The organism is Wolbachia endosymbiont of Glossina morsitans morsitans (assembly GCF_000689175.1).
In the GTDB taxonomy this organism is placed as follows: domain Bacteria; phylum Pseudomonadota; class Alphaproteobacteria; order Rickettsiales; family Anaplasmataceae; genus Wolbachia; species Wolbachia pipientis.
The window spans coordinates 1-3,902 of record NZ_AWUH01000190.1; the positions used below are offsets into that span (position 1 = coordinate 1).

The window sequence follows — 3,902 nt, forward strand, 5'->3', positions numbered from 1 at the left end:
GCAGACATATAATTCATGCGCGAATCGCGATCTATATATCTAACAGGTTTTACCGGTTTATCTTTATACATTTTTTGCTCAGCTTTCTTACGCTGAGTAGGGTTATTTTTACTAGCTGTCTTTGCTTTCCCACCTGCTGCCATATAAACTCCTAAAAACTTTTCATTCTATTTTAACACTTAAGTATATAGCGTCAATATTTAATAACTTTAAAATTTCAATAGATCTCTTATACTTTTGCAGGTAGATATGTTGAAGCTCAAGAAGATAAATGGGCAGGTGCAATTTGGAATGATAAGTCCCTATGCAATAAATCAAATATTAAGCCGCCAGTTTATACATTTGGAATGAAATATTTAGGTAAGGATGGGGAAGTGAAAGTCAAATGCCCAAATGGATACGCACATAACCTTCATGCCGATAATTTCCGCAACTAAGGTGTTTAAGGAATTAGGAAAAGATGGAATGTGTCTCTATGAAATGGAAGATGACGATTATCAATCAGTGTTTGTAAGAAAGAATGATGCTATACTCACGTTCTATCCTGACTTAACACCAAAATGTGATGATAAGAGTACTTATTGTAGTTGCGGTAAATCTTCATTTCAAAACCAATAGGATGAACAAATTATAAAAATGCTATAGGGTGTAGCAAATCCAAATGAGTTAAAATTTTGATTAAAGGGTTTTGTGAATAATAATGAAGAAGGGCATTATTCGTCTAATAAAAGCAATTCAATAAAGGATTTCAGCAAGCAATTCAATGAAGGAATAAAATCAGCTTTTATATCAGAAATTGCGTTCAGACAGGAGTTACTGCTTTTTATAGTATGTGTCTCAATTTTGTTTGTTTTGGATGTAAGTAATCTAGAACGTGCAGTAATGATAAGCAGTCTATTCCTGGTATTAATTGTGGAAATTGTTAACACTGCTTTTGAAACGACAATTGGGCGTATTTCCAGTGAACAACAACTAGGTAGTGCAGCAGTTTTTCTTTCATTAATTAACTTCCTGATAACATGGATGATAATATTGACAGGTTAATACGAATGTTATTAAGATATGTTGTCAAACTCACCAATTAAAGTTTTTATATCTTGCGGTAAATCAGAGACAAATTCCATGTATTCCTTACTTTTTGGGTGGTATAAGCCCAGTGTATAAGCATGTAGTGCTTGTCTATTGAAATTACGAATGAAACTAGAGTTTTTAGCATATTTTGTGCTTTTACTACCATTTTTTCCATAAACTTGATCACCAACTATGGAATGTCCTATGTGACTCATGTGGACTCGAATTTGGTGTGTTCTGTCTGTCTCTAAAGTGCATTTAACGAGGCTTATAAGAGTCCTATAACTTTTTGCACTAAATAGTGAGTGATTGCTAATTTGCCTGTGATTTTTGTTATACACATCATTTCTTTATTACTGCGTTTTTAGCATATTTTGTGCTTTTACTACTATTTTTTCCATAAACTTGATCACCAACTATGGAATGTCCTATGTGACTCATGTGGACTCGAATTTGGTGTGTTCTGCCTGTCTCTAAAGTGCATTTAACGAGGCTTAAGAGTCCTACAACTTTTTGCACAGTGATTGCTAACTTGCCTGTGATTTTTGTTATACACATCATTTCTTTATTACTGCGTTTGGGAGCAATGTTACTTTTTATCGTGCCTTGCTGAGAAGATAATGTTCCCCAAACTACTGCTAAGTATTCCCGCTTTATTTTGCGATTCGATAACAATTCAGACAAAAAACTATGGGCTGCTTCATTTTTTGCAATTACCATTAGCCCACTAGTATCTTTATCGAGTCTATGAACAATTCCTGGTCTTACATTAAGGTGAGCGATAACTGCGTTCAAAAGCGTATCATTGTTTGTCCCAGCACCTGGGTGCACTGTTAATCCACTTTGTTTACTCAGAACTATAATGTCCTCATCTTCATAGACGATATCAAGTTTTATGTCATAATTAGGCTCAATTGATGTGGATATGTCAGGTTGAACGAGATGTACTACATACTCTTCACCTGGTTTTACTATGTGATCATTATTAATTATCGGTATGCCAAGTAATTTCACCTGCCCATTTTGTATCAATCTTTGAGCTTTACTGCGTGATATGTTGCATTTTTCAGCTATATAGGTGTCTAACCTTAATTTCTCTTTATCATTATTAACACTTAAGGTTATTATTGAGTGATCTATAGTGATTTACCCCGCGCCATTTCCCATGCTGCTTGAACATTTGGGTCTGTAAACATTGTTGCACTAGACTCAATTTGCAGATCACCTTGTTTTTAATATGGCAAATTGTTTGAGAGCCATCTTTCCAGTAGATTGTAACTTTATTATCAAAATCTCGTAATGTTGCCTCAACCTTTTTTTCTTTATTATCTTTTTCTTCCAGCTTAATAGATTCTAATAAATAATATAGAAAGTCACTTGGTTTGCCGTTGATTTTTTCTTTCCATTCATCTGTTTTTTCTTGTTCAGATTTTTTTTTGCTCTAACTTTTCCTTCTTTTGCTGCAGCTTATTTTGTTCTGCTTCCAGCTCTAACTTTCTAACTGTGTCACGTAGTTCTTTGACTTTATTTTCTAATACTAATAATTTATTAGTATTATTTCCATTGTTAGCTTCTAAATCAGGCGTACTTGGTTGAGCTTGCTTCTTTTTTATTTCTTCTAATTCATTCCTTACTACGTTTAATTGCCCCTTCAATTCCGTTTTTTCCTCTTCTGTATCCTCTTTTAACTTTTTTAGCATGCTAAGGAACTCGTTATTATTAGACTGCGTAGTTGATTGAAGCCAGCCTACAAAGCGGCTTGGTTCAAATCGTTCAATCTTATCTTCAGCAATTTTAATAGCATTCTCTAACCTAGAAAAAGTACCTTCAATATCTAGTGAATGTGCTTTTTTTGTCAATTCTTTAGTGTTGTTTAAAACTTCTGAAATTTCTGCATGTAGCCAATCTAAATCTTTTTTGATGTCTTCTCTGTATTTTTTTTAGGTGATCAAGCGTTTCTTTAATGTTAATATTTGCAGGCTTTAAAAGACTATTATCAAGTAAATCGCAAGCTTTTTTAAGGTTACTGTCAAATGAGTTGCAAAGCGGACTAAGTAGTTTTTTCGTTAGAGATATTAGTTCATTTTCCCTTTTACCAAGCTTATTTTCTACTACTGATACAACCATGCCCTTTCCAGACCAGTATGGAAATAGAAGACCTAAAGAACTGTGTTTTCTAATAGTATGATTTTCATGATCCACGCTATTACTTATTAGATTGCTAAGTGTTGATATGATGCATAAAAGAATAGCGACTAATAAAGCTATTAATATTATTGGAGCATTAATGGATTGTGATATTGCTGAAACTACTATAATAGTACCAAATACATATGATCCAGTAAACAAGAGAATCCTATTTCTATTTTCTGCTTCTATATCTTCTAGTATTTCTCTCTGCGTCTTAGAATTTGGTAAAACTATTGAAAGCTTTTTCCTCTTACGATCTAAATTTGTTACAATTTCAATTTTTTCGGCTTCTTGAACAATCTGGCTGTACTGTTCATCAACTTGATAGTTTCCTACTTTTTTATCTATCTCATTCTCTTTTATTTTTTGTGTATTTGTAAAGTTTATAACAGCAGTAAATAAGAAAACTGCAAGAGGAATAAAGGCAAGAGGTGCTGGCGTAAACGCAAATCCAGCAATACTTACTATAACAGGCTGAATAGAAAAGGTAGTAAATGCTATAAGAGTAGCAATGGTACTTGCTATCGATATAGTACCAGAATACTTTCTTATAGAGCTCAAAATTCTACTGGGCTGGTCAGAAAGTTTTCTAAATCCTAAAAAATCAAAATAGTCTTTGAAAGGATCTTGAGTGTCTGTAA

At 33.3% G+C, this 3,902-nt stretch carries 2 protein-coding genes and 4 pseudogenes; 2 read left to right on the forward strand and 4 right to left on the reverse strand.

Annotated elements, in window-relative coordinates; genetic code table 11:
• Nucleotides 1-236: 236 nt before the first annotated feature.
• Nucleotides 237-618 (forward strand): annotated as a pseudogene (locus WGMM_RS07525) (EndoU domain-containing protein); the annotation flags it as partial.
• A gap of 72 nt (nucleotides 619-690) precedes the next feature.
• Nucleotides 691-1,044, forward strand: a complete 354-nt coding sequence (locus WGMM_RS04810) for a diacylglycerol kinase (protein WP_240991948.1) — start codon at nucleotides 691-693, stop codon at nucleotides 1,042-1,044.
• 11 nt (nucleotides 1,045-1,055) lie between these two features.
• Here the strand turns inward: WGMM_RS04810 and WGMM_RS06185 are convergent.
• From WGMM_RS06185 to WGMM_RS05935, 4 genes and pseudogenes are all read right to left on the reverse strand, one after another.
• A pseudogene (locus tag WGMM_RS06185) lies at nucleotides 1,056-1,435 on the reverse strand (RluA family pseudouridine synthase); the annotation flags it as partial.
• Nucleotides 1,429-2,217: pseudogene (locus WGMM_RS04815) on the reverse strand (RluA family pseudouridine synthase); the annotation flags it as partial. The pseudogenes WGMM_RS06185 and WGMM_RS04815, both read right to left, overlap by 7 nt.
• Before the next feature lie 278 nt (nucleotides 2,218-2,495).
• The gene (locus WGMM_RS06965; protein WP_240991950.1) at nucleotides 2,496-2,930 is read right to left on the reverse strand and encodes a hypothetical protein; all 435 of its coding nucleotides are present in this window, start codon (nucleotides 2,928-2,930) and stop codon (nucleotides 2,496-2,498) included.
• 4 nt (nucleotides 2,931-2,934) lie between these two features.
• Nucleotides 2,935-3,902: pseudogene (locus WGMM_RS05935) on the reverse strand (hypothetical protein); the annotation flags it as partial.